The organism is Novosphingobium sediminicola (assembly GCF_014196525.1).
GTDB classification, from domain to species: Bacteria; Pseudomonadota; Alphaproteobacteria; order Sphingomonadales; family Sphingomonadaceae; genus Novosphingobium; species Novosphingobium sediminicola.
The window spans coordinates 1-19607 of the sequence record NZ_JACIDX010000028.1 but is presented as its reverse complement, the minus strand read 5'-3'; the positions used below and the strand labels follow the sequence as shown (position 1 = coordinate 19607).

The window sequence follows — 19607 nt, the reverse complement described above, 5'->3', positions numbered from 1 at the left end:
CGTCATCGCATTCATCAAGTTGCAGACAGAAAATCAGGTCAGCGCAATCTCGGCTGTCGGCAATCTTATATCCGCACGGCAGCGCGCGCAGGTCGATATGTTTTCGTGTTGACCTTCTTCCAGCAAGCGGATCATTTTCTGCCGTCTGGGGTCGGCCAGAAGGTCGGCAAGGCTCTGGTCTCTCAGCTTGCCAACCGGCACTTCCCGTTCGAAATCGTTGCAGCAGGCAACCACTGCGCCGTCGCTGTCGATGATGAGATTGTTGAAAATACCTCCTTCACAGCGGATGATTTGCGGGTCGAACGAAAGTGAATCGAAGAGAGACTGATCGCGACTGCAGCGTGACGAGAGTGGATGGAAAGCCACATTTTCCGCCCCCATCGCCTTAAAGTGGCTGAACATCGCTTCCATTTCGTCATGGTTGGCCCGGCTTACAGGCACGGAGACCCGCACCATATTGGGGAAATCGCGCAAAAGACCAGGAAATTTCGCATGAACCCGCTCGGCCCGCAAAGGCGCCATCAAGTGGTCATAGACCTTTGGATCGATCGATTCGCAGTGAAGAGTAATCAACGATATATACTTCTTTAGCTTCGCATGACGCTTGGGATCATAGGCCGCCCCGTTCGTATTGACCGAAATAGCCACGTCAGGAAGCATCTGGTGGACATAGGCTGCCCTTTCCACGACGAAGGGATCAACCAGACCATCCCCGAAGAGACCAAAGGCGATCTGCCCTGTGATCGAGATCTGGCTTGCTGCCAGTTGATCGATCAGATGGCGAAACAGTTCCATATCCATCGGCTTGCGGGGCACATGAGCCGTTGCGGCCTTGCCGGTAGGGCAGTGAATGCAGGATGCGTTACAAGTTCCCGTGGTACCGATGATCACGAAATCCAGCTTTTGGACATTTGGATCGAGGCTGGATCGGGTGGCTTTTGCCAGACGCTCGATTTCAGGATTGTCCGGGGCAAGGGCCAGCGCCTGTTCAAACAGGCGATTGGCATCACTGATGCGATGGTTCGTCAGATAATTGGCGCCAGCTTCCTTCAGGATGCGAATATTATCAGGTTCGAGAGTGGCTGCTCGGTCAAAGGCCTTGGAAGCCAGCTCCTTTTCCAAATTGCGCTGCAATCCGTGCGCAGCGTGGAGCAGATCCTTGCCCTGCATCACCCGGCCATTGACGGACATGCGAAACCATTTCAACGCATGATTGCGTTGACCGATGGCTTCCAGAGATACGCCGATGTGTCCTTGAATACTGGCACTGTCAGGTGCGATCGCATTGGCTAGACGAAAGAATTGCAAGGCAACGTCATCACGTTTGTTCTGGCGGCAAGCATGGCCGATCCAGATTGATGGCAAGGCCAGCATGTCTCTCGCGGGCATTTATCTCATCCTAGTTAAGAAATGAACTATGCTTCAAAGATGAGTGGCGAGGATACTGTCAAAAATATTGTTGGTAAACAACTTACAGAAATAAATAATTACTAATTGTTCGACGGAAAGGGGGCTAAATCGCCAACCCCATCCGCGCATATAGGCCCTGCAACCGGGCGGCGAAGGCCTCATTGCTGAACATCGCGCTATGGGCCAGCCCTGCCCGGCTCAACCGTTCATATAGGTCATCGTCGGCATCCAGTGCGCGGATGGCATTGGCAATCTGTGTGGTTTCATAGGGATCGACCAGCAAGCCGCCATCGCCCACCACTTCGGGCAACGAGGCGGTGTTGGATGAAATTACCGGCGTGCCCAGTTGCAAAGCCTCCAGCGCGGGCAAGCCAAAGCCTTCATAAAGCGAGGGAAACAGCACCGCGCGGGCCGAACGGATCAGGCGAAACAGCATGTCGCGCGGCAGATATTGCAATTGCACGATGGGCCGATCGACCTTGCGACCATAGACCGTGCCGCCCGCGCCCAGGCCTCCGCTCGCCTCGCTCATCCCCCAGTCGCGTGAGGAAATTACCACCAGCGGTCGCTCGCTCTGCGAGGCCAGATAGGCATCGACCACGCGGCCGATGTTCTTCTTGGGGTCGGTGGCGCCAAAGAAGAGATAGAAACCCTTAGGCGGCAGACCGAACACGCTTTCGATCATCGCGCGGTCTTGCTCTGCGCTGCTCTGCGCCACGCTTTCGGGCAAGGGGCTGGATTGATAGGTGTTGGTCACTTTGTCCGGATCGGCGCCGAACATGGCCAGAATGTCGTTGCGGCTCGCCTCGGACACGGTGGCGATATGGTCGCCTTTGCTTAGGCAGGCCTCGATCAGACGATGGTAATAGCGCTTATTATCCAGCGTGGTATGCGGCAATTTCAGCGGCACCATATCATGGAGCGTATAGACATTGCGGCTGCCTGCCATGCGGATCGGCACCGGATAGGTCCAGTGCATGACCTCGGGCGGGTTGGGTATGGTGACGGTTGTGAACTGGCGCAGATAGGTGAAGCGCGCCCATGCCACCTCGAACAGCAAAGGTGATGTCCACAGGCGATCAAACGCGGGCCAGCGCGCGCCAAAGCCGCGCTTGTCCACATTGTCCGTCAGCGGAATTTCGGTCAGGCGGCGGGCCAGATGCCACCAGATGACCGAATTACGCACCTTCTTGCCGACATTGCCCTGATGACCATGGCCGAATTGTTCGAAGAACAGCGTCTCCTGCAAGGCCTGGTTGCGGCCCGGATCGATGCCGAACACGGCCTCGACCCCATGGCCCATATCGGCCGCCACCCGCGCCAGTGAAGCGCCATAGGTGGCCACGCCTGTGCCGTTGGGAATGGCCAGATTATAGCCGTCGATGCCGATCCGCATGGTCCGCGCCCTACTTGGTTGCGTAGACCAAAGCTGTGGCCGGGCTGAACAGATTGCCCAGCAAAGCGGCCATCTTTTGTGCCAGATTGGCCCGCGAATTGGCGAAGAGAATGACGTCCTTATCCTGCATTTCGAACATTTGGGCCAGGAAGTAGCTTTGCGGCTTCATCATATCGATGTGATAGACGGTGGGCTGCATCACCTTGCCAGCACTGTCGTGTTCGATCCGAAACAGATAGACGCCACGCGCATTGGCGCGAGCATCGGCCGGACCGGTGGCGCGGGCGATCGCTTCGGCCAAGGAAACTTTCTCCGCGCTGAAGGGGATCTGCGACACTCTCTCGGTGGCCCCAAAAGCAGTATAAGTGCGCGCGGCCCGACGCAATTCGATGCGATCACCGGGTAAAATAACCAAGTTGGCCAGATCCTCGGGTCGCAAATCGCCAAGGCGTACCGATACTGCCTTATCACCGCGCACCAGATGCACATCGAGGTCCAGTCCATCGGCGCCGGCGGTGGTGCTTTGCGCACCGCCGGCAATGGCGATCACGTCAAGCAGGTGTTCGCGCGCTGCGGTCAAAGGCACGCGGCCCGGTCGGCTGACCGCGCCCGATACATAGGCAACGTTTTGCACGCTCTGGGTGATCGCAACCTGCACTTGAGGGCTTTGCGAGAGCGGCTTCAAGCGTTGGCGGATACGTTCGGCCAGAACATCGGGATGGGTATCGTCAGCGCGCATAGTGCCGATATAGGGGAGCGTTATGCTGCCATCATCGCGCACCTGCACCATGATATTCTGGGTGCCGGCGGTGGGCGTGCGGATGTCGGCCGTAGCGCCCGCCAGTGTCGAAGCGCCGCCAAACAGGCTGACGCCAACCTCATAAACCGCGATGTTCAGAACATCACCCTTCCGAATCTGGTCTGTGCGTGCGGGCAGAGGGTTGGACGACATGGCGCCCAGTTGAATAAGACCGAGTTCGTTGCGAGCGGGCGGATTCGCCACAATTTGCGCATCGATATCAACAATTTTGAACCCGATAGTATTATCGGTTCCATGCGCGCTTTGGTTGATCGAATGCACTGTCGGCGCGTTTGTCGGCAAAGAAGCGCAGCCACCCAGAACACTGGTAGCAACGAGCAGCATGATCACCCGTGAAGGTAAAATGCCTTTTTGCATGCGAGGGGCAAAAGACATGACGGGCGCGCTCAGATCCTTGAAAAGCATGCCAGCGTGCATGCCAATCTCGCCAACATACCGCAAGTCATATCGACTCGTCTTTTCAGCGATGACCCAAAGCTGCGGCCAGTCGAAAGGCTGGTTAACAATTTTGCGGAGCACCTTTGTATGGAATCATGAATAGTGCTGTTATGAAACAGCCATTTTGGCCGATTTTCAAGCACCCCCAGACGCATCACCTTCCATGGAATGAGGATCTGATCGAGGTCTGCTGATTGCGAAACCTATCATACTGCCTGTTTGGCGTGTGCAATAGGGGTAAGGCAAACGGCCCGAAAGTAGGCCTTTATTCGAAGGTTAATGAATATATTTCAAGATTTTATGTGAGTTTCGTCTGTTTCATACGCCAAACAGAAAGGAAATTCCAAAGCGCTGCGGCCGCACGATAAGTCCAAAAGTTCCGCAGCAACCTACATTCGAACGATGGGCTTGTCCTCAGGCTGCCCTCCAAACTTACATCATACCTCTAACGGCGGCGACATGATTGAAGAGCCCAGCATTGCCGCCAATCCTATCTACAGTCGATGCAATTCCACTTGTTTAGGACAGGCTGGATTGAAGTAAAGCATGGTTGTTCGCCATCGCGGGACGATGCTGCGTCTGGCTTCATAGAACCCGAGTAAACCGACCATGGAATGCAAAACTTTCTCTATATCCGGCCCGGTTGAGATCATCCCACGCAAGCTGGGTGATGAGCGCGGCTATTTCTCAGAGCTGTTTCGCGAGGACAGGTTTGCTCCGCTCGCGGGTGATGTGACCTTTGTTCAGGAGAACCAGTCGCTCTCCGCACGGGCGGGGACCATTCGCGGCCTGCATTTCCAAACCCATCCTATGGGGCAGGGCAAGCTGTTGCGCTGTGCAGCAGGCGCCATTCTGGATGTGGCGGTCGATATTCGCCATGATTCTCCGAGTTTTGGTCAATGGATCGCGGTCGAACTGACGGCTGAAAAATGCAACCAGCTCTGGGTGCCGGTCGGCTTTGCCCATGGCTTCTGTACGCTGCGGCCTGACAGCGTCGTAACCTATAGGGTGACTAGCTATTACAGCCCTGAGCATGACAAAGGTCTGATGTGGAACGATCCGGCCATCGGGATCGTCTGGCCCGATCTGGCCGATCCCGACACGCTGTCGGGCAAGGACCGGGTGCAGCCGCTGCTGGCCGATCTGCCGCCTTATTTTAGCGTAAAGGATTGATCGCATGCGCGTTATCGTCACTGGGGGCGCCGGTTTCATCGGTTCGGCGCTGGTGCGCCATCTGGTGCTTGAACAGAGCTACGATGTGCTTACCATCGATGCGCTGACCTATGCGGGCAATCTGGCCTCGCTGCGCGCGGTCGAAGGCCGCGCGCATCACCGCTTCCTGCATGCCGACATCCGCGACGGCGCCGCGATGAAGGCCGCGATCCATGATTTCCGTCCTGATCGGATCATGCATCTGGCGGCCGAAAGCCATGTGGACCGCTCGATCACGGGCGCCGCCGATTTCATCATGACCAATGTGGTGGGCACCTTTACCTTGCTGGAGGCCGCGCGCGATTATTGGAACGGTCTGGCGGATGAGGCCAAGGCGGCGTTTCGCTTCCTGCATGTCTCCACCGACGAGGTCTATGGCAGTCTGGACGAGAACCCGGAGGCGCTGTTCCGCGAGGATACGCCCTATGACCCGTCCAGCCCTTATTCCGCGTCCAAGGCGGCCAGCGACCATCTGGCCAAGGCATGGCACCGCACCTATGGCATGCCGATTGTGGTGTCGAACTGCTCGAACAATTACGGGCCCTATCACTTTCCGGAAAAGCTGATCCCGCTCACCATCCTCAACGCGCTGGCGGGTCGGGAATTGCCGGTTTACGGGGCGGGTGAGAATATCCGCGACTGGCTCTATGTTGAGGATCACGCTCGCGCGCTGGATCTGATTGTCGAGCGCGGCGTGCCGGGGGAAACCTATAATGTCGGCGGGCGCAATGAACGCCGCAATATCGATGTCGTGCACCGCATCTGTCAGGTTCTCGACCGGCTGCTGCCCGCCGATCGCCCGCGTGAGGAGCTGATCCGGTTCGTCACCGACCGCCCCGGCCATGATGCGCGCTATGCCATCGACGCCACGCGGCTGGAAAATGAGCTGGGCTGGCGCGCGCGCGAGGATTTCGACAGCGGCATCGAAAAGACCGTCCAGTGGTATCTGGACAATGCGTGGTGGTGGCAACCTTTGCGCGACGGCTATGGCGGCGAAAGACTGGGCCTGCTGGAGAAAACCGCATGAGGATCGCGGTGACCGGCAAGGCCGGGCAGGTTGTGACCTCGATTATCGAACGCGCGGGCGCGGGGGTGGAGATCATCGCGCTGGGGCGGCCGGAACTGGATCTGGGCGATCTGGCCTCGATTGCCCCGGCATTGGCGGCGGCGCGGCCCGATGTGGTGGTGTCGGCTGCGGCCTATACCGCCGTGGACCGGGCCGAAGGCGAGGAGGAGGCAGCCTTTGCCGTCAATGCCGCCGGGCCGGGGGCCGTGGCGGCGGCGGCGAGGGCGCTGGGCGTGCCGGTGATCCATATTTCCACCGACTATGTGTTTGATGGCACCAAAACGGCGCCTTATGTGGAAAGCGATCCCGTGGCGCCGCTGGGCGTCTATGGTCGCTCGAAACTGGCCGGCGAGGAGGCGGTGATCGCCGCCGATCCCGATGCGGTGATCCTGCGCACAGCGTGGGTTTACAGCCCGTTCGGGGCCAATTTCGTCAAGACCATGCTGCGTTTGGCGCAAACGCGCGAGGAACTGGGCGTGGTGGCCGATCAGATCGGCAATCCGACCAGCGCGCTCGATATTGCCGATACGGTGCTGGCCGTGGCGCATCGCCTGCACAGCGCCCCCGATGAGGCCCCGCGCGGCATCTTTCACATGACTGGCAACGGCGAGGGAAGCTGGGCCGATCTGGCCGAGGCGGTGTTTGCCGCCAGCGCCGCGCAGGGCGGGCCATGGGCGCGCGTGCGCCGCATCGCCACCGCCGATTATCCCACCCCCGCCGCGCGGCCCGCCAATTCGCGGCTCTGCGGGGATCGTCTGGCCGAGGCCTATGGCCTGCGACTGCCCGCATGGCGCGATGCGGTCAAAGCCACGGTCGCACGGCTCGTTGCGCAAAAGGATCCTGTCGCATGAAGGGCATCATTCTGGCCGGGGGCAGCGGCACCCGGCTGTATCCTATGACGCTGGCGCTCTCGAAGCAGTTGATGCCGGTCTATGACAAGCCGATGATCTATTATCCGCTGACCACGCTGATGCTGGCGGGGATCCGCGAGATCTTGATCATCACCACGCCCCATGATGCGCCCGCTTTTCAGCACTTGCTGGGCGATGGCAGCCAGTGGGGCATCTCGCTGACCTATGCGGTGCAGCCCGAGCCCAAGGGGCTGGCGCAGGCCTTTACGATCGGGGCGGATTTTCTGGCGGGCGGGCCGTCCTGTCTGGTGCTGGGCGACAATATCTTTTTCGGCCACGGTCTGCCCGAGAAGATGGCGCAGGCGCGCAACACCCTCGATGGCGCGGCGGTCTTTGCCTATCACGTGGCCGACCCCGAGCGCTATGGCGTGGTGGAATTCGACGATCAGCGCCGGGCCGTTTCCATCGAGGAAAAGCCGCTGAAGCCCAAATCGAACTGGGCGGTGACGGGGCTGTATTTCTATGACGCCGAAGTGGTCGATATCGCCGCCAACCTCCAGCCATCGCCGCGCGGCGAACTGGAAATCACCGATGTAAACCGGATCTATCTGGAAAAGGGCCGGTTGAGCGTGATGGAAATGGGGCGCGGCTATGCCTGGCTGGACACCGGCACGCCGGACAGCCTTTTGGAGGCTGCCGAATTCGTCTCAACGCTGGAAAGGCGTCAGGGCATGAAAATCGCCTGCCCCGAGGAAATCGCCTGGCACATGGGCTTTATCGACGACAACGGGCTGGAACGCGCGACGCAAAGGTTGGGCAAGGGCAATTATGCGGGGTATTTGGGTGGATTGATAGGGCAGGGGGCTGTGAGCCGGTCGGGCCGTCAGAGGTTGAGCGCTTGAAGCAGGTTCTTCCGATCGCCTGACATAGACTGAAATGTCACAAGAGCGCCGAGGATCGAAAGATAGAGATTTTCTCAGTCTTGTCGATCCTCCCGGCCGCTGGCCGGGAGAGCAAATGGTGCCCAGGAGAGGAAATGTGAGGGCGGTCAAGCAACTGATTTCAGATGCAAATCACAAAAAGAAAATCATCTGAATTGTCTTTGCACCAACAGATCGTCTGGAAAAGTCTAGACGTCAACGGACGAAATATTTTCTGCTCTGCCTGACCCAGATTAGTGACAGCGTAGGGTGCGACGGGATGCGAGATAGAGGATATTCTGGAGGCCGCGCACATCGTTCCTCATGCCGTTATCGGTCAAAAAGGAAATGATGCTTCGAACGGCATCCTCCTGCGTGCCGACATCCATACGCTGTTCGATTTGAACCTCATCCGCATCACTCCAGATTATCTCATCGAAACAGACGCAAACATTCGTAAAGCACTCAATATCTCTGAGCGATTGTGCGAAATGCGATTCCCTCAAAATCCGGCGCAACACCCAAGTCCGGAAGCGTTGGCCTGGTGAAGAAGATATTATGCGAAAGCTAAATCTTGCTGCCCGCAAGCTGCTGATCTTCCCTGTCGTGCAATTGTCTGTTGCGCTAATCTAAGGTAAGCGCCGATGGAATGCGGCGTTGACGTGGCCTACTTGGCCTTTCGCGGGCGGGGCGCCCATTTCTTTGCCAGTGCGGCAAAGCTGGCGTGGATCATATCGATGTTGGGCTGGGCATGGGAATCATGGTCGTCGCCCAAGGCATCGAGAGCCTCTTCGTGATACTCGTGGGCCGGATCTGCGAGCGCTTCCAGCTTCTCGGCATAGCCCCAGGGACCACCTGAATCCTCTGGTGGCCGCATCCCGGCGGCGGCGAGGAGGCGTGGATAGCTGCCGTGGGGATCGATAGGGACGATGCCCTGGATCTTGATGCTGTGTTCCCACGCGTCGCCAAAGTCATAGAGGTAACGGAAGGTCTTGCCTCGCATCCCCTCCAAAGCCTGAGCCAAGGTTGTTTTGTGGGCATCAAGCGGGCCGTCAAAGCCGTAAGACGGATCGGGGATGCCAAAGCCCGTGTGGCCGAAGGTCAATTCCGACAAGTGGCTGTCCGTCCAGGCCAGCGCTGCCTGGAAGGTGCTGTGCAATCGGTCGAGGCTGATCCCCAGCGGCACTTCGATGACGCGGCTCACCACCGGCGTCACATCATCCAGCGTGATCGTCATGCGTACGACGAAGGCATTGCTCAAGCGGCCTGCTCCAGGTTCTGGATCTCTTTCGCCGCCTGCCAGTTCCAGGGGAGCAATTCATCGATCCGGTTGATGGGATGATTGCCGATACGCGCGATGACGTCGGTGAACCAGGCCTCGGGCTCCACACCGTTCAGGCGACAGGTCTCGACGAGCGAATAGAACAGCGCCGAGGCATCTCCGCCCTTGGTCGAGCCGACGAACATCCAGTTGCGGCGGCCAAGAGCAACACCGCGCAGGGCATTCTCGACAAGGTTGTTGCTGATTTCGAGCAGGCCATTATCACAATAGCGGGCCATCGCCGCCCAGCGATTGAGCGGATAAGGGGGCTGAATGTCGGCTCTGTCAGCGATTTCGAAGCAACCTCGAATGTCCGAAATTGCGGCGGCCAGCGACACCCTGGACGCAGAAGCGCAATGGTTGCGGATGATGGGGCACAAAACGCCTGCAGGGCGGGGATCGTGGTATCGTCTGCGTCAGCCCCTCCGAATGAAATCGACGAAAGCCCGCAAGGCCGCCGGCAGATGGCGGCGCCCGGAATAATAAAGCATCGGGCCTGAAAAACTCTCGTTCCAATCGTCCAGCAGACGCTCCAGGGCGCCGCTTTCCAGATGCGGTTGCAGCCAGTCCTCGAACAGGCGCACCACGCCAAGCCCGCAGATTGTCGCCTCGACCAGCAGGTCGCAGGCAAGGCCGGGCTCGACCAGCAAAGGCCCCGTGGGATCGAGGCGGATCACCTCCTCGCCGCGCTCAAACTCCCAGATGGCGGGCGTACCGCTGGAAAAGCGCAGGCGCATGCAGGCGTGATCGAGAAGGTCGCGCGGATGACCCGGACGCCCGTGTGCGGCAAGATACGCTGGCGCTGCGGCGGTGATCATGCGCTGGCGGCGCGGTCCGATCGGTACGGCGATCATGTCCTGTTCGAGCCGCTCCTCGTAACGGATGCCCGCGTCGGCGCCCGAGGCGAGGATATCGACGAAACCATCCTCCACCGTCACCTCGACGCGGATCTGCGGATGTGCCTCCAGGAACGGCGGCAAGATTTTGGGCAGGACGGTGCGCGCGACATTAGCCGGTACGTTGAGCCGCAGCGTGCCTGCGGGTTCATCGCTGGAGGCTTGCGCCGTGTCCAGCGCGGCCTCGATCTCGGCCATGGCCGGTGACAGGCGGGTGAACAGGCGCGTGCCCGCCTCGGTCAGCGCGATGCTGCGGGTCGTGCGATGCAGCAGGCGCAGGCCGAGCCGTGCTTCCAAACGCCGCAACGCATCGCTGAGCCCCGAGGGTGATCCGCCGGTGAGCCGCGCCGCCTCGCGAAAGCCGCCGGCGCGCACGATGGCCACGAACATGCTCAGATCATCAAGGGGCAGCGTCATTATACGATATTCCGTACAACCTGTTCAGAAGAGACCGGCTTATCGCGCAATCAATAAATGTCCATAGTCGCCTCAAGCAAGGAGAGAGCGTATGACGAACATTGCGAAGGCCGGACAGTTCAAGCTCGGCGATACCGCCGTCAACCGCATCGGCTATGGCGCGATGCAACTGGCGGGGCCGGGCGTCTTCGGACCGCCCAAGGACCGGGGCGAGGCAATCGCGGTGCTGAGGGCCGCAATGGCCTTTGGGGTCAACCATATCGACACCAGCGATTTCTATGGACCGCATGTGACCAACCAGATCATCCGCGAGGCGCTGCATCCTTACGGGGAGGATCTGGTGATCGTCACCAAGGTTGGTGCGCGGCGCGGCGCGGATGCCTCGTGGATCGCGGCGCAAAGCCCGGAAGAGCTGACGTCTGCCGTGCATGACAATTTGCGCAACCTTGGCCTGGAACGGCTCGATGTCGTAAACATGCGGATGATGGGTGATGTCCACGCCCCGTTGGAAGGATCGTTGGAGCCACAGTTCACCACGTTGGCCCGTTTACAGCAGCAAGGTCTGATCCGGCATCTTGGACTCAGCAACGTTACCGAGGCGCAGATTGTTGAAGCGCAGGCGATCGCGCCGGTGGTCTGCGTGCAAAATCTCTACAATCTGGTTCATCGCGACGATGATGCTTTGATCGACAGGCTGGCCGCCCAGGGCATTGCCTATGTGCCCTTTTTCCCGCTCGGCGGCTTTACACCGATCCAATCCTCCGCCCTGTCCGACATCGCGCAAGACATTGGAGCCACGCCGATGCAAGTGGCTCTGGCCTGGCTGTTGAACCGTTCTCCCAACCTGCTGCTCATCCCGGGCACGTCCAGCACCACGCATCTCGCGGAGAATTGCGCGGCGGCGGATTTGGATCTTTCGGCCGAGGTGATGGCAGCGCTGAATGCGCTTGTCGTCCAAACAGAGCTGCGGCCCTGACCCGCGCTACGTCCTGGTCAGCTTGAGTGAGGTAGGACAAAGATGAACGAAGACCCGGTTTTGCGGGCCGGGCAAGCACGTCAAACGACGACTATGAGGGCGAAGTGAGTGCACAAGGACTGATCCGCGCGGTGGAACCCATCTTGGCCAACGTTCCTCACTCGGAGCATAATGGCGTTTCTGCTTCAGCCTCGCGAAGCAGCCAGTGGCGGAAGGACCGCATGGCGTCGCTTTCCTTGCGGGAGAGGAGCCGCGTTAGCCAGTAGCGTCCGGCATCGACCGCAATGTCGAAGGGCTGGACCAGACGTTCGGCGATCAATTCGCGGGTGAACATGGCGGCGGGCGCCAGCGCCACACCCAAGCCATTGGCCGCCGCCGCGACCATCAAGGCGGAACTGTCGAACACCGGGCCGCGCAGCACGGGTTGCGGGCTGCCCGACGCCTCGAACCAGCGGCGCCATTCATCGGGTCGATACGAACGCAGCAGGGACTCCTGCGCGAGGTCGCGGGGGCTGCTCAGACGGGCGGCGATGGATGGCGCACACAGCGGGGTCAGGCTGGCCTCGAACAAGGGTTCGGCAAAGGTGCCATGCCAGGCGCCGTCTCCGAACCGGATCGCGAAATCGAGCGCTTCGGCCGCGATGTCGACGCGATTGTTGTTGGTTGAAACGCGAAGGTCGATGTGGGGGCAGGCGCGCGCGAACCCGTCCAGCCTGTGGAGCAACCAGCCGGTTGCGAAGGTGCCGACAACGCCGATGTTGAGCACGGCGCGAAACCGGCCGTCCGCATATTGGTCGAGAACCGCGCCCACCCTGTCGAACATGTCGGCCAGCACCGGCACCAGCGCCTGTCCATCATCGGTCAGCGCCAAGCCACGCGGCAGGCGATGGAACAGACGCGTGCCGAGCCGCCGCTCCAGTTGCGCGACCTGATGGCTGACGGCCCCCTGGCTGACGCACAGTTCGATCGCGGCACGGGTGAAATTGAGATGGCGCGCCGCTGCCTCGAAAGCGCGCAGGGCGTTGAGGGGAAGCTGGGCGCGGTGCATTGCCAAGGTATGAAGCAAGCTCATGGCTCTGTCGAGAAATGATGCTTTGTTTCGGCGCCTCCCCTGCCGCAGCTTTTGCCGCGAAGGAGACGTGCGAATGTCGAGAACACCAAGGATAGCGGGCGCGTTGGCAGCTCTGTTGGCCCCGATCAGCGCATGGGCGCAAGCCGCACAGGACCCACTGACAAAGCCGATCATTGGCTCCCATACTGCCGAATGGCTGGCCCCGGCACCTCCGGAGAAGATCTTTGGCAATAATTATCTTGTTGGCTTCGGCGGCCTAAGCGTTGCCTTGATCGACACCGGTGCGGGTCTGATCCTGATTGACGGCGCCCTGCCGCAGGCCGCGCCTGCCATTCTCAACAATGTCAGGCGGCTTGGCTTTCGCCCGCGCGACATCAAGTATATTCTAAGCACGGAACCCCATTTCGACCATGCGGGCGGGATCGCCGCATTGGCGCGCGACACTGGCGCGACCGTCCTTGCCAGTCCGCGCGGCGCGCAAGGGCTGATGGCCGGTCGCATGGCGCCCGACGATCCGCAGCGGGGCTATAACTCCTCCTGGCCGGCGGTTGCAAAGGTGCAAACGATCCGTGGTGGCCAGACCTTGTGGTTGGGCAACACAACAATCACCGCACTGGCGACGCCGGGGCATACGATGGGCAGCATGAGCTGGCGCTGGCAATCGTGCGAAGGGCGGGCGTGCCGGATGATCGTTTTCGCCTCCAGTCTGAACCCGGTTTCGACCGATGATTATCGCTATACAGCGCCGGGTGCCCGCCCGATCCTCGCCGGTTTCCGCAGCAGCTATGCCACGATGAGCGCGACGCCCTGCGACATCCTGATTTCGGCCCACCCGGATAATGCGGGCAAAGGCCGATATAACAACCAACCCGGTGCCTGCCGCGCCTATGTCGAACGTTCGCGCAAGGCGCTGGAGCAGCGCATAAAGTCGGAGCGGGGCCAAGCGCCGCTATAGCCTGAAGCACTGATCGACAGTGGGTCGGGCGTGCTGCTTGGCCGATAGTAGTTGTCGAGCTTTGTCTTCGTGACCTGCCCGCGCCCAACACCCTTTCGCTTCGCTCAGCCCTTCAGCCATCACCTTTATGCCGATGCGATTGAAGGCGCCTGAATGTCGGTTCGCGCCGGATACGGTCATTCAGGGTTCGAGAGAGGTCTGCCAACTACCGCTCCCAAGTTGGCCATTCCGGAGCCGAATACCGTTCTTGAAATTGACCCGTCTGCTTTTTCATGCCGACCGAGGTGCCTTGTGATGAAAGCAGCAGCTTCATGCTCATCGGGTGTTCATTTGCTGTCTGAATACCCACGCAGTGCAAAGGTCAATGGTGGAGAAGTCGCGTGCCCGTTGTCAGCTATCGATCCTATGGCGATCGTTCCGATCCGCAGCAGATCCGCATCACCGTGCCCGGGTGGGCGGGCTCGTCCGAACAACGCGTCGACGGCAGTCACGAACAGCCTTGGCACTGTATCCCTTTTTCGGAGAGCGCGCGGTACGGTGTGGAACTGCTCTATCCCTTCGATCCGGAACTTCATGTGCGCTCGGTCGACGGCAAAGTCGTGCTGGAGGCGGATTGGGGGGCTCCGCCCGAGGAAGGGGCGATGTGGCCGCCGTTTCGCGCCTTTGGCGAGGACTATTATTCCTATCAGCTCTCGCTTGATCTGGCCGCGCCGCCGGGATGGGCGATCCGTTGTGAACCGCATCCCCGCTTCTTCACCGACGCGACCAACTCGACCCCACTTGCGGTTCCGGCGCTGATCCGGAGCGAGTGGTGGCCGATGATCAATTTCTGCATCTTCAAGGCCCCGCCGCCCGGAACCACGCATGTGTTTCGCAAGGGGGAGCCTTTCATCAGCTTCATCTGCATTCCCTCCGAACCGGAGCTTGAGCTGCTGGCGATGGGACGGGAAGACGCCGCGCAACGGGAAATGCGGTCGCGTCGGCTTTCGGCAAGCCGCGATGCTCTGGCCGAGGGGACACGCTGGCTTTCCTCGACAAACACCGTGTTCGACGGGACATATCGCAACATGGCGAGGGCGGCGCGCGCCCACGCCAGGCAGAAAAGCGGTGAGTAGCCGCCATGGCGCGGCAGGCAGCGCTTGCTGAACTTTGGATGTCAGGCGGGTTCAGCGATGGGTCAAGCCCGCCCCGTTATGTCTGCGTTTGTTGCCAGTGAAGCGGGAGCCCCTTGGCCTTTCGCGTCGTGACGCAAGGAGCAAGCGTATGACCGATAAGAAACATATTCTCTCAGGCGCAGCGGCATTGGCCATTGCCGCCTCAGCCTTCGCCGCCCCGCCCGCCCTCGCGGCTCCTGTGCCGGAGGCAACGTCCTATGCCGATCTGTTTGAGCCGGTGCCCGATGCCGCTGCCCGTCTGAACGCCGCAGACGCTGCTGCGGCGACCCAGCCGCACATGATCGAAGCCCAGTATTGGCGCGGCGACGGCCGCTACTACCACCACCATCACCATCACCATCACCATCACCACCATCACCACAGTGCGCGTTGGTTCTATGATAACGGCTATGTGTGGAACGGGTGGGGCTGGGTCCCGAGGCCGGTATACCATCATCACCACCATCACCATCACCATCATCACTATTATCGCTGGTGATTTCGAAGGGCCCTTCAGGACTTTCGCCACCTTAAGGCCAAGGAACCATGGCCAGTGTATGATGATACAATCATCGCAGCTGGGTGATATTACCGGGAAGCTGGTCGATAGGCTTGGCCTTCACAACGACGTCATAGCATTCCTGCGGTGCGGCTTCCTCTGCGGGTTCAGCAGCCGATGTTGCGGACAAAAACATCGGCTTGGGCGGCTGCCCGCCATTCGTCCGGGTCAACGCAGCAATGGCGGCAACCCCAAGAGGTATGCCGCCATTACGGCTCATTGCTATTGGACTTCGGTCACAAAAGCATTGCGATCACGCCGGACCTTCTTGAGATTGACGAGCCAGTCGCCCTCGGCCTGCCGATAGCCGAGCGGAAGCAGGATCACGCTGCGCAGATGACGTGCTTTAAGGCCCAGTATTTCGTCAACAGCCTCTGGATCGAAGCCTTCCATCGGCGTGGCATCGACTTCTTCGAAAGCGGCCGCCGCCAATGCCGATCCCAGACCGATATAGGCTTGGCGCGCCGCTGCCTGATAATTCGCCTCGGTGCCCCTTGCGCCAACGATGCCCAGCAACTGCTGACGGTAATTTTCCCAGCCTTCATTGACGAAGCCGCGCACTTCATTGGTGAGGTCGAACATCATGTTGACCCGCTCGGGCGTGATGTCGTCCCACGCGGCAAACACCAGCAGGTGCGAACAATCGGTGACCTGCGCCTGGTTCCACGATACGGCGCGGATCTTCTGGCGAACTTCCGGGTTCGTTACCAGCAGCAGTTCGAAGGGCTGGAGGCCGCTTGAGGTTGCGGTCAGGCGAACGGCCTCGATGATCCGCTCGATGCTTTCGTTCGGGACGGTTTTGGTGGGGTCGAATTTTTTGGTCGCATAGCGCCAGGACAGCTTTTCGATCAGGGGGTTCATATCAAAATCCTTGGGGACTGTGCGGATAGCGCAGCAAGAACGCGCAACCGCAGGCGGTAAAGTATTAACGCCGAGGTCCGCAAACAAGGTTTGAAGGAAAAGATTGTCGAGGCTTAATCCGGAATGGTTTTGCCGGAAGGCTCAACCCTTTCGTTTTGGATGAACGCAGGGCTGCTTGGTACTGTCCCGTTTGAGCCATTGGATAGCGGCTTTGGCGGAGGCATCTGCCTTCACCTTATCAGGCCCGACGCTCAATACGACGGGACGTCCTGTCAGCAGGGGCAATAATCCGCGACTATTGCCCCTGCCCGTCTTGGCTTATTTCGCCACGGCCGCGTCCAGTTCGGGGCCCCATGGGTCTTTTTGCGGTTCGGCTTTGCCGCTGGCGGCGAAATCCATGATCTGATCGCCCGCGCGGCTATATTGCGGCCATTGCGGCAAACCGCCGCCATTGGGCGTGCCGGTCTTGGCAAAATTCAGGACATAGCGGCTGATTGTTGCGCCCATGCCATTGTCGCGCGGGGTGGTGGCGCCTTCGTATTTCAACTTCTGCGTATTGAAAAAGAACGGAATATCTGTGGCATGGCCCGCGCCCGGCTTGCCAATGGAATCGGCCACATAGGAAAAGCGATATTCCCAAACCGGCACGCCCTGATCGGCCAGAGTGCCTGCGATCTGACGTGCGCCTGCGACCATATAGCCGGTCTTGCCGCCGATGTCGGCGCTGGTGGCGCCGATCAGGACGGGCACTTTCGCGAACTGACCGGCGGCGAAAGCCTTGGCCGGTTCGACCGCCACCTTGCCATCAGGGAACGGGCTGGAGAAGGTGCGCGGCCCCGGCGTGAACAGCTTCATCATGTTCAACCCGTCGGTCACGGTTTCGGCGGGCAAGGCGCGCAGCTTGGCCAGCGCCTGCGGATCGTCAGCCGCCACACCTTTCGATGCGGCGAAATCGGCGCCGGTCTTTTCCACCGTCTGCAACGTGGCGGGCAACAGGCTGGTGCCATTGCCGCCCGACATCACCACGGCGCGCTGAAACAGGCCCTGCGCCATGGGCGAGGTCAACATCGTATTGACCGACATACCGCCCGCGCTTTCGCCGATCAGCGTGACATTGGCCGGATCACCGCCGAATTGCGCGACATTGCGCTTGACCCAATTCAGCGCGGCGACCTGATCCATGAAACCGTAATTGCCCAGCAGGCCCTTGTCCTCATTCGCCGCGGTCAGCGCGGGATGGGCAAAGGTGCCAAAGCGGCCTACGCGATAGTTGAAGCTGACGAAAACCACGCCTTCACGCGCCAGATTGGCGCCCGAATAGGTGGGCGGCGAGGCCCCGCCATTCACAAAGCCGCCGCCATAGATCCACACAATCACCGGCAGCTTGGCCGCCGCGCCCGCCGGGCGCCAGACGTTGGCATAGAGGCAATCTTCCGCCGGCGGCGTGCCAAGCGGTGCGGCATCGCTGGGGAAAGGCAATTGCATGCAATCATGGCCATAGGCGGTGGCATCGCGCACCCCCGTCCATGCCGGGGCCGGTTGCGGCGCGCGCCAGCGCAGCGCGCCAACCGGCGCAGCGGCAAACGGGATACCTTTCCAACTCGCCACGCCATCGGCAATCGTGCCGCGCAAAGCGCCGGTGTCGATCGTCACCGTGGCCGTCGCATTGGCGGCAAGCGCAACATTGGACAGCCCCAGGCCGGGTAAAGCCGAAACGGTCAAAGCAAGGAACAGCGGCAGTTTCATAATGTCAGGCCCCTTCCATATTATTTCTTATTATCGGTATCTTGTCCCCATCAGGCGAGATGGAACGCTATCGATCATCGGTTATGACAGCGATGACATATACATGCTGGGGCATCCAGAACTTGTCAAAGAATTTGAAGATCCCGGCCGCCGCTACCTACGAGAGCGAGCAATGTGTTGCCTAGCCAGTGACGCCCCGACCCACCATATAGTTGACCACACGCGACGCGATGACCACCGATTAGGGGCAAGGAATTGTCTCTGGACGCGGTTCAGCACTTGCAACGCTGCGCAGACGGGGCATTCAATCGCGGACGTTCGCTATCCCCTGACATAGTCGACGATCTCAGGATTGAGCGAGTCCGTCGATTCCAGTCGTTCAACTGTCGGCAACGCAACCTGAACCTACACCTGCTTTGGACGGTCGGTCTGGGACTTCTGAATGTCCGGAATCACGGCGCGATTCATCTACACCTGCTTATCTCATCTCTCGGCAGAAGCCATGTGCCTCCAATCGGCGGCAAGCACCCAACCACCCTCAGGGGTAGCGATATACCAATCGTTCCATCCGTTTCTGCTCGTCGATGTGACAGCTCTGGAGGCAGACGAGAATGAAAAATGCTTTCCATCAACGTCTTCGATTACAAGCGCGCCGTCGACTACGCTACCTGCGTAATCCTTTCCCATATATGTGAAGCGGCAGTTCGTGCCGTCGGCGGGAAATGGTGTCGGCAGAACCGCCCAGGTGTTGCGCTCGTTTGCACCCAATCCCGGAATTTCGGCTCGCTTATGCCGAGAGCTAGCTTCTGGGGCGAAGTATCCCCACGAAGACCCTGTCTGATGCCTTGATGGAGGCACCTGTCAGCGGGAAGGACCACCTCGACAGCGAGAGAGGTTTGCCCGGCCCCCCCCGCGAAAGCGGCTTGGACAGGTTTCTCAATTCATGCGATCTTTCGAAGGCTCCTGCCTCAGTATTTCCAGATAATCGCTCCACCATTGATGCATGGCAACGTGCTCCTCCCAGTATTGCCCTCGGTTGTAAATTCCGCGAATTGAATCCTTGTCTGCATGGGCAAGCGAACGTTCAATCGCGTCCGGGCTCCATTTTTTGCTCTCATTGCCTGATTGATGGTATTCTCACTCAAAGGACGTCGCGAAGTGTGGTGTGCGGGAAACACATATCCTTCTGGACCAGTGAGGGGCAGCAATTCCTGCAGAAGCGCCAGCACCTGCCTCGACAATGGCACGGCATGTGGGCGCCGCATCTTCATGCGCTCGGCTGGAATCCGCCAAACCGCATTTTCCAGATCGAATTCCGACCAGACGGCTTTTCTCAACTCTCCGGGGCGAGCCATCACTTGCGGAGAAATTTGCAAGGCGATGCGAGTCACGCCATGCCTTGCATAAGCATCGATTGCCCGCAGCAGATCGCCCACGGCTTCCGGTGGGAGTGTCAGGAATTCCGTGTACGGGGCGGCATAATGGGTAGAAAGATCCCCAATTATGGCACGACGCAAAGCCCCTTCGATCCCCGATG

At 59.9% G+C, this 19607-nt stretch carries 19 protein-coding genes; 9 read left to right on the top strand and 10 right to left on the bottom strand.

Translation table 11 applies throughout. From position 1 onward, the window contains the following. Window positions 1-33 precede the first annotated feature (33 nt). The 3 genes from GGR38_RS22665 to GGR38_RS22655 all read right to left on the bottom strand — a co-directional run bounded on the left by GGR38_RS22665 (window position 34) and on the right by GGR38_RS22655 (window position 4145). Entirely contained in the window at window positions 34-1389 is a 1356-nt protein-coding gene (locus tag GGR38_RS22665; RefSeq protein WP_183629092.1) for an SPASM domain-containing protein, read from the bottom strand. Between the two features lie 124 nt (window positions 1390-1513). Further along, a complete protein-coding gene (locus tag GGR38_RS22660) occupies window positions 1514-2806 on the bottom strand; it encodes a glycosyltransferase family 4 protein (RefSeq protein ID WP_183629091.1) in 1293 nt (430 codons plus the stop codon). Between the two features lie 10 nt (window positions 2807-2816). Further along, window positions 2817-4145, bottom strand: coding sequence for a polysaccharide biosynthesis/export family protein (locus GGR38_RS22655; RefSeq protein ID WP_183629090.1), 1329 nt, complete (start codon window positions 4143-4145; stop codon window positions 2817-2819). 528 nt (window positions 4146-4673) lie between these two features. On the opposite strand from GGR38_RS22655, the gene rfbC reads away from it, so the two are divergent. The 5 genes from rfbC (at window position 4674) to GGR38_RS24690 (ending at window position 8661) form a co-directional block, all read left to right on the top strand. Next, window positions 4674-5237, top strand: coding sequence for a dTDP-4-dehydrorhamnose 3,5-epimerase (gene rfbC / locus GGR38_RS22650; protein ID WP_183629089.1), 564 nt, complete (start codon window positions 4674-4676; stop codon window positions 5235-5237). Between the two features lie 4 nt (window positions 5238-5241). Beyond that, a complete protein-coding gene (rfbB, locus tag GGR38_RS22645) occupies window positions 5242-6303 on the top strand; it encodes a dTDP-glucose 4,6-dehydratase (protein ID WP_183629088.1) in 1062 nt (353 codons plus the stop codon). Beyond that, window positions 6300-7193 carry a dTDP-4-dehydrorhamnose reductase gene (gene rfbD / locus GGR38_RS22640; RefSeq protein WP_183629087.1) on the top strand — a complete coding sequence of 298 codons (894 nt, stop codon included), beginning with the start codon at window positions 6300-6302 and terminating at the stop codon, window positions 7191-7193. Before rfbB ends, rfbD begins: the two co-directional genes overlap by 4 nt. Further along, window positions 7190-8095, top strand: coding sequence for a glucose-1-phosphate thymidylyltransferase RfbA (rfbA, locus tag GGR38_RS22635; protein ID WP_183629085.1), 906 nt, complete (start codon window positions 7190-7192; stop codon window positions 8093-8095). The genes rfbD and rfbA overlap by 4 nt, the downstream gene beginning before the upstream one ends. Window positions 8096-8400: 305 nt before the next feature. After that, the gene (locus GGR38_RS24690) at window positions 8401-8661 is read left to right on the top strand and encodes an HNH endonuclease (RefSeq protein WP_183629116.1); all 261 of its coding nucleotides are present in this window, start codon (window positions 8401-8403) and stop codon (window positions 8659-8661) included. 119 nt (window positions 8662-8780) lie between these two features. Here the strand turns inward: GGR38_RS24690 and GGR38_RS22625 are convergent, their stop codons facing one another. From GGR38_RS22625 to GGR38_RS22615, 3 genes are all read right to left on the bottom strand, one after another. Beyond that, on the bottom strand, window positions 8781-9374 hold the full coding sequence (locus GGR38_RS22625; RefSeq protein ID WP_246405215.1) for a plasmid pRiA4b ORF-3 family protein: 594 nt from the start codon (window positions 9372-9374) through the stop codon (window positions 8781-8783). Then, window positions 9371-9772: a transposase domain-containing protein gene (locus GGR38_RS22620; protein WP_183629083.1), complete on the bottom strand. Its 402-nt coding sequence runs from the start codon at window positions 9770-9772 to the stop codon at window positions 9371-9373. The genes GGR38_RS22625 and GGR38_RS22620 overlap by 4 nt, the downstream gene beginning before the upstream one ends. Window positions 9773-9850: 78 nt before the next feature. Beyond that, on the bottom strand, window positions 9851-10747 hold the full coding sequence (locus tag GGR38_RS22615; RefSeq protein ID WP_183629081.1) for a LysR family transcriptional regulator: 897 nt from the start codon (window positions 10745-10747) through the stop codon (window positions 9851-9853). A gap of 91 nt (window positions 10748-10838) precedes the next feature. Here GGR38_RS22615 and GGR38_RS22610 point away from each other — a divergent pair, with 91 nt between their 5' ends. Continuing rightward, complete coding sequence (locus tag GGR38_RS22610) at window positions 10839-11723, top strand: aldo/keto reductase family oxidoreductase (protein ID WP_183629079.1); 885 nt, start codon at window positions 10839-10841, stop codon at window positions 11721-11723. Window positions 11724-11880: 157 nt separating this feature from the next. On the opposite strand, the gene GGR38_RS22605 is transcribed toward GGR38_RS22610, so the two are convergent. After that, on the bottom strand, window positions 11881-12771 hold the full coding sequence (locus tag GGR38_RS22605; protein ID WP_183629111.1) for a LysR family transcriptional regulator: 891 nt from the start codon (window positions 12769-12771) through the stop codon (window positions 11881-11883). A gap of 97 nt (window positions 12772-12868) precedes the next feature. Here GGR38_RS22605 and bla point away from each other — a divergent pair, with 97 nt between their 5' ends. The 3 genes from bla (at window position 12869) to GGR38_RS22590 (ending at window position 15403) form a co-directional block, all read left to right on the top strand. After that, window positions 12869-13750, top strand: coding sequence for a subclass B3 metallo-beta-lactamase (gene bla, locus GGR38_RS22600; RefSeq protein ID WP_183629077.1), 882 nt, complete (start codon window positions 12869-12871; stop codon window positions 13748-13750). 380 nt (window positions 13751-14130) lie between these two features. Continuing rightward, on the top strand, window positions 14131-14865 hold the full coding sequence (locus GGR38_RS22595) for a hypothetical protein (protein ID WP_183629075.1): 735 nt from the start codon (window positions 14131-14133) through the stop codon (window positions 14863-14865). 148 nt (window positions 14866-15013) lie between these two features. After that, entirely contained in the window at window positions 15014-15403 is a 390-nt protein-coding gene (locus tag GGR38_RS22590) for a hypothetical protein (RefSeq protein WP_183629118.1), read from the top strand. Window positions 15404-15685: 282 nt separating this feature from the next. Here GGR38_RS22590 and GGR38_RS22585 read toward each other — a convergent pair whose 3' ends face one another. From GGR38_RS22585 to GGR38_RS22575, 3 genes are all read right to left on the bottom strand, one after another. Further along, complete coding sequence (locus GGR38_RS22585) at window positions 15686-16324, bottom strand: NAD(P)H-dependent oxidoreductase (RefSeq protein ID WP_183629073.1); 639 nt, start codon at window positions 16322-16324, stop codon at window positions 15686-15688. A gap of 318 nt (window positions 16325-16642) precedes the next feature. Beyond that, entirely contained in the window at window positions 16643-18070 is a 1428-nt protein-coding gene (locus tag GGR38_RS22580; RefSeq protein WP_183629070.1) for a carboxylesterase/lipase family protein, read from the bottom strand. A gap of 968 nt (window positions 18071-19038) precedes the next feature. Further along, the coding region (locus GGR38_RS22575; RefSeq protein ID WP_246405213.1) for a tyrosine-type recombinase/integrase at window positions 19039-19607 on the bottom strand (569 nt) is incomplete at its 5' end.